Source organism: Colwellia sp., assembly GCF_013215345.1.
GTDB lineage: Bacteria > Pseudomonadota > Gammaproteobacteria > Enterobacterales > Alteromonadaceae > Colwellia.
The window spans coordinates 1-5655 of sequence record NZ_JABSOV010000175.1 but is presented as its reverse complement, the minus strand read 5'-3'; the positions used below and the strand labels follow the sequence as shown (position 1 = coordinate 5655).

Genomic DNA, 5655 nt, shown 5'->3' with positions numbered 1-5655 from the left:
GTAGTGTAACTTTCCACAGTTTCTGTACGGTAAGTAATAAGTAGTACTGTTATATCAGCCAGTAACAAAAAGGGCCTACATCATTAGGCTTTCTGCATTCCATATCTTAAATTCCCGAAGTTGCACCCTCGTCATTTACGAGGTTACGCCCTCCGTCATTCCCGAGGTTACACCCTTCGTCATTCCCGAAGTTACTGATCGGGAATCCATTGTCTAAAAGTTACTAAACCTTAATTTATAGGCTGTTTATGCTTTGGTTTTTCGCACAACTTATTGACAAAGAACAATAATTAGGTGATTGTCGTTGTGTCAAAATGGAAGTAATAGCAGACTCAAAATACTACGCGAAAGGATCACGCGCTTGCCAGCCAAATATTATAATAAAAATACCACTAAATTAGCCCAGCAATACCTATGGGTGTATTCTACTTTATTTTATATATCAATAAGCTTTTGTAAAAATAATTTTGCTCAATTAGGGTAAGTCAGGCTGTTGATATTGATTTTTACGGTCGCGGAACTTGGAATGTTAAAACATTACTTAAGTCATCAATATAAGAATGGATTTTTCGCATACGAGTTATTATGAGTATTAACAACCTGGAAGGTTAACTTTCAGACCCACAAGGAATTCAAGTAGGACGATATGATAAAAAAAATATGTATTACCCTAATTTTTTTAACTTTTTCATATGGAGTATATGCCGTGAGTATAAAACAATGTTTATTTTCATCGATGACCGGAGTGGTGAATTTTGAAGGTAAACCAGCCGCAGGCGTAAAGCTTGTGCGAATGGTGAATTACAATAAAGACGTTTTTGACGAAACGGTCACGGATGAGCAAGGAAACTTCCACTTTCCGGCTATTTTTCGTAACAATTACGCCGGGGTTATTTTACCGATGGAGTTTGTTGTTCTTCAAGAGATTACAGCACATGTTAACAATGAAGAAGTTGAGATGTGGAGCGGAACAAAAAGATCTCCTGAAGAAAACTCAGAGTCAAGGGGTAAGCCTTTAATCGTTAAATGTGATTTAAGCCAACCTGATGTGGAAGGAATTATAGTTAATAGAAATATAATTTTTAGCCGATGTACCTGGGATGTAGAACCAGATCCGGAAAGATATATCCCAGAATTTTTATAAACTTTAGCCCTAACAACGAATAAGGATCATTCACATGTCAGAAATATCCCCCCAACTATCATCAGCCTTAGCAGAAGACGTTTACGCGTTAACTAAGCAATCATCACTAAAAAATGCGCTTCGAACGTTAAATATTTCTCATAAAGGCAGCTTCACCTTTGCTGATGATAATTTACTAAAAGCTACAACCGGAGGGCCGCCAGGCTTTAAAGTCTCAACAGGATTTGGTTTTGTCTTACTCGGTAAAAGTACCGCTTTAAAAGGTCAAGCTTTTATCGTATTTAGAGGTACACAAACCCTGGCGGATTGGTTAACGAATGGCAACATTGATACCTCAAGATCTGATAGTGGTCATTTAGTACACGACGGGTTTCATACCGCTTTTAATTCGATGAAACCACGTATTAATGATTTCATGAAAGTGATACAGCAGCCTCGCCATGGCATTCATACCATCCACTGCATCGGACACAGTTTAGGCGGCGCTTTAGCGACATTATGCGCTAATTGGCTAGATACCAAAAAAAGTACCTACCTTTATACTTTTGGTAGCCCGCGAGTTGGTTTGGAAAGTTTTGCTGAAAACATCACAGGAAAGTTAGGCAGTAAAAGAATGCATAGGGTTTTTCATAAAACCGACCCCGTGCCTAAATTTTTACCTTGGCCTTATGCCCATGTGCCATCCACAGGTACCGACTATTACATGAGCTCGCCGGGTACTAACTTTTCAACTGCGTATCATTTAATGCCAACATACTCTCATTCAATAGGTAGAAGAACTTGGGATGATATTAAAGGTGAAGTTGAAGACACAAAAACAGACTTCGGCATTGCCCGTTGGTTAGAAAGCAAAGGCAGCTACTCCCTTACCGTTTCAGTTGCGGGCTGGCTAGAGCAATCGTTAGTCTTTGTTCTAAAAAAATGTTTAGGCGCTGCGCATACCGCCCTTCTTGGGGCGGGTGTCGGAGTGGTCACACTTATTGACCAGTTATCTTACATTCTTGCAAAAAGTATAAATTTGGCTGATAACATATCAAAATGGGTCTTGTTATATATTCAAAGAATAATGCAGGTCTTAGGCATGAAACGCTCAGAGAATAAACTTGAACTAACACGTAGTTTTATACGAAGTATTCTTGACCGTTTACAAAGGGAAATGACGATTTCTACACAAAAAGCGTTGATGAAGGTACTATAAGGTTTATCTCCTCTATGGTGTTAGCAGTAAAATGTTTATGCTCTTTCTTTTTACTCTGCTTTTTTATTGTTGGCATTAAAAGGGCAGATATAAAATTCCATCGGGATAAAGAATATCCGATGGCTGAATATATCACGGGTTTTCTGTTTACTTTCTTTCCTGCTTTAGCTTTTTATCACTTGTGGTGGTAATTCAATGTAAATACGATGAGGGGACGATGATAAATCAGTATTATTACGCTTTGTCACCGAGCCCTTTAGCATTGTTTTTAAGGTATGGATGTCTACAATTCGACCTGTAATTTTTATGTGGAAATTAGCAGCCCACCCCTCTTAATATATTCGTCATTTCCGAGGTAACACCCTCGTCAGTTCCGTAGTTACACCTTCCGTCATTCCCGAAGTTACTGATCGGGAATCCAATCTCTTAAAACCACTAAACTTTAATTTATAGGGGATTTATGGTTTTGGTTTTAATTCAAGTTATTGATAAATTACAATTATTGTGTACTTTATTTTTGTCAGAATGGAAGTAATAGCAGACTCAAAATACCTACGCGAAAGGAACACGCGCTTGCCCGCCATAATAGCAAACCCTAATGCCCGTATTTTAGATATTGGCGCAGGATCAGGGCGTGATGCCAAATATATTGCATAATAGGGCTTAAGTTCTGATAACTCATCAGTTGATGATTTGTTTGAGGCATTGGTGATGCAAAGGTGTCGATTGAAAGAAATACAGCAGTTGAGAGAGTGGTAAGTGAGCTGATTTTACCCTAACCCTCTTTAATTCTAAAGCTTAACCTTTTTTGCTAAAGTGGAAGCTATATTAACAGACCCTACAACTAAAATGTTAACCCTCAGTCTGAAATATTTAACCACCGTCATTAGACGATGGTTATTTAATTCCTATTAGGCAAGTACTCAACTAAGGTGCTTTAAGTACTACCTTTATTAGTCAAAGAGTTAATTAATAGCGGAATTGGGTGCTACATTTATATTATGTTCAGGGTTAGTACCTGTCCAAGACCAAAAAAGTTCACCTTTAAAGTCAACTACCGCGGGAGCTCCGTAGCTAGTTTGCCCTTGAACCGTTTGTTTTCCTTCAAATGTTTGACCATCGGTACTATAAATAGAATTTAGTTGATGGTTTCCAACGCCTTGCCATGCAAGCACTAGTTGGTTATTAACCGAAGTAAAGTTAGGGTTCGCTGTTGTTGTTTCCATTAATGTAACTTTTTTACCATAGGGTTGGTTAGAGCTTACCTCACGTTGTATTACGTTAAGTTGGTTATTTTCAACACCACGCCAGCCAACAAATAATACCGATCCTAATGTACCTAATGCAGGTGCACTTGTTGTTGTTTCTGCTAAGGTTATTTTATTAGCCCATGATACGCCGTCAATACTTTCAATTATATTTAATTGATTATTATCAACACCGCGCCATGACAAATATAATGTATTAGCAACGGCTACTAAAGCAGGAGCAGAATGGGATGTTTCTTTTAGTGTTACTTTTTTACGCCACTGCACACCATCGTCTGATTGTAATAAATTTAATTGGTTGTTGCCTACGCCTGTCCATGCAACATAGTATTGGCCATTAAGGAATGCAACAGCAGGCGTATCTGTCGATCTTTCATCTAAGGTCACTTTACGTCCAAAATCCTGTCCATTTTCACTAGTCAAAAAGTTTAATTGGTCATTACCTACACCTGTCCAACTCAGTAGTAATTTATTATTTGCATTCATTGTGATTGAAGGCGCATTAGTACTTACTTCAGGTAAAATAACTTGCTTAGTCATGTATATTCCTTTAATTGTAATATTAAATAATGAGTTTTCTATGGGCAATACTATGTTTATAGTGCCAGCATCTTAATAAGCTTTTTAGCTCATTAAGATTCTGTATTATAAATGCAAATGATAATCATTACAGTATCAGTTCGGTATCAGTTCAGCATCCTCGTCTAATTGCTAACATGGCTATTTATAGCAAGTTGATAAAGTTCTTTCACAGCCTGCGAGAATTAAAAGGCTTAGAGGCAAGGCATTGATTGAAGATAATGGTTATTCAGGAGAATCTGCTCAGGATAATTGCTCCTGAATTATCTAATAAGGTACTTCCTGTACCGTCTGCATTCTCTAAGAACACCATCCATGTAGCGTCCTTGTCAAAATCAATAACGTCGCGTGTAAGCCTTTGCTTTTTATTGGGTACTCGCCCTTAGGAGCTTTTCGATAGCCACTAACCGCGTTAAATTTATTTGATTTAGAATGACTAAACCTAAACAAATTCGCCTTGTTATTGAACATTGAACATAGAACATAGCTCTGAGTTGGGAATAAATTTAATCAAATTGGTATTAGATAGAGTTCTCATAGATTATGATGTCGGTGACAGAAATTTGATAGAAACGGGCCAATTCGGCCGCAGTTCGATAAAAAACTGCACGACCACATTCTGCGCGTTTAAGTGTCGCAATCGACAGACAAAGAGATTTTTTTTGACAGGATAACGCAAGTTTTTCTTGGCTTAACCCTAAGTTTTTACGTAATTCTTTTAATTTAATGTAATTGAGTTTAACACTACGGTCCATTGGTTTCTCCTTTCCTTAATTGTACATAGAAAGTAGCAGATACTTATTATTCTCGCCAGTTAAAGTAGTTTAAATATACTATGTTGAATCTTACGGGGATATCCATCAACCGTTTACTAATAATCTTTTAGTTTTTCCAGCAGCCCATGCACCATTCAGGGATGTTTTCTGGTATGACTTCATTATTTTTTTGAGACATTTTATTTAATGTAAAATCGATTTATTTAGACCAAAATAGCAGACAGCCCTCTTAATATATTCGTCATTTCCGGAGTTATGCCCTCCGTCATTCGGGAAGTTACACCTTTCGTCATTCCCGAAGTTACTGATCGGGAATCCAATCTCTTAAAACCACTAAACTTTAACTTATAGGGTGTTTATGGTTTGGTTTTTAGTGCAATATTTTGATAAATGACAATAATAGTGGGATGTCTTCGTGTCAGAATGGAAGTGATAGCAGTCTCACAATACCCACGCGAAAGGATCACGCGCTTGCCAGCCAAATTTTATAATGAAAATGCCTCTGAATTAGCCCTGCAATACCTATCAAGGTCATTTGATCAGGTACATCAAAGCTGGCATCAACTATTGCCGGCCATGATAACCATTCTAACTCTTGTTATTTCAACCTATTATATATTTTGTAATAAGAAGTAGGCGTTCTCGTTTTGTTTTACCTGTAACAAGGCCAAAAGCTAGTAATCGTTTGTT

Annotated in this window: 4 protein-coding genes; 2 read left to right on the top strand and 2 right to left on the bottom strand. The window is 37.5% G+C overall.

Annotation, left to right across the window (positions count from 1 at the left end; translation table 11 throughout):
* The first annotated feature begins 646 nt into the window (after nucleotides 1-646).
* Both HRT50_RS17375 and HRT50_RS17370 read left to right on the top strand, forming a co-directional pair.
* Nucleotides 647-1144 carry a DUF6795 domain-containing protein gene (locus HRT50_RS17375; protein WP_291616840.1) on the top strand — a complete coding sequence of 166 codons (498 nt, stop codon included), beginning with the start codon at nucleotides 647-649 and terminating at the stop codon, nucleotides 1142-1144.
* A gap of 34 nt (nucleotides 1145-1178) precedes the next feature.
* Nucleotides 1179-2342, top strand: coding sequence for a lipase family protein (locus HRT50_RS17370; protein WP_291616838.1), 1164 nt, complete (start codon nucleotides 1179-1181; stop codon nucleotides 2340-2342).
* A 965-nt stretch (nucleotides 2343-3307) separates the two neighbouring features.
* Here HRT50_RS17370 and HRT50_RS17365 read toward each other — a convergent pair.
* Both HRT50_RS17365 and HRT50_RS17360 read right to left on the bottom strand, forming a co-directional pair.
* Nucleotides 3308-4150, bottom strand: coding sequence for a hypothetical protein (locus HRT50_RS17365; protein ID WP_291616836.1), 843 nt, complete (start codon nucleotides 4148-4150; stop codon nucleotides 3308-3310).
* A 560-nt stretch (nucleotides 4151-4710) separates the two neighbouring features.
* Nucleotides 4711-4944 carry a helix-turn-helix transcriptional regulator gene (locus HRT50_RS17360; protein ID WP_291616834.1) on the bottom strand — a complete coding sequence of 78 codons (234 nt, stop codon included), beginning with the start codon at nucleotides 4942-4944 and terminating at the stop codon, nucleotides 4711-4713.
* Nucleotides 4945-5655: the final 711 nt, after the last annotated feature.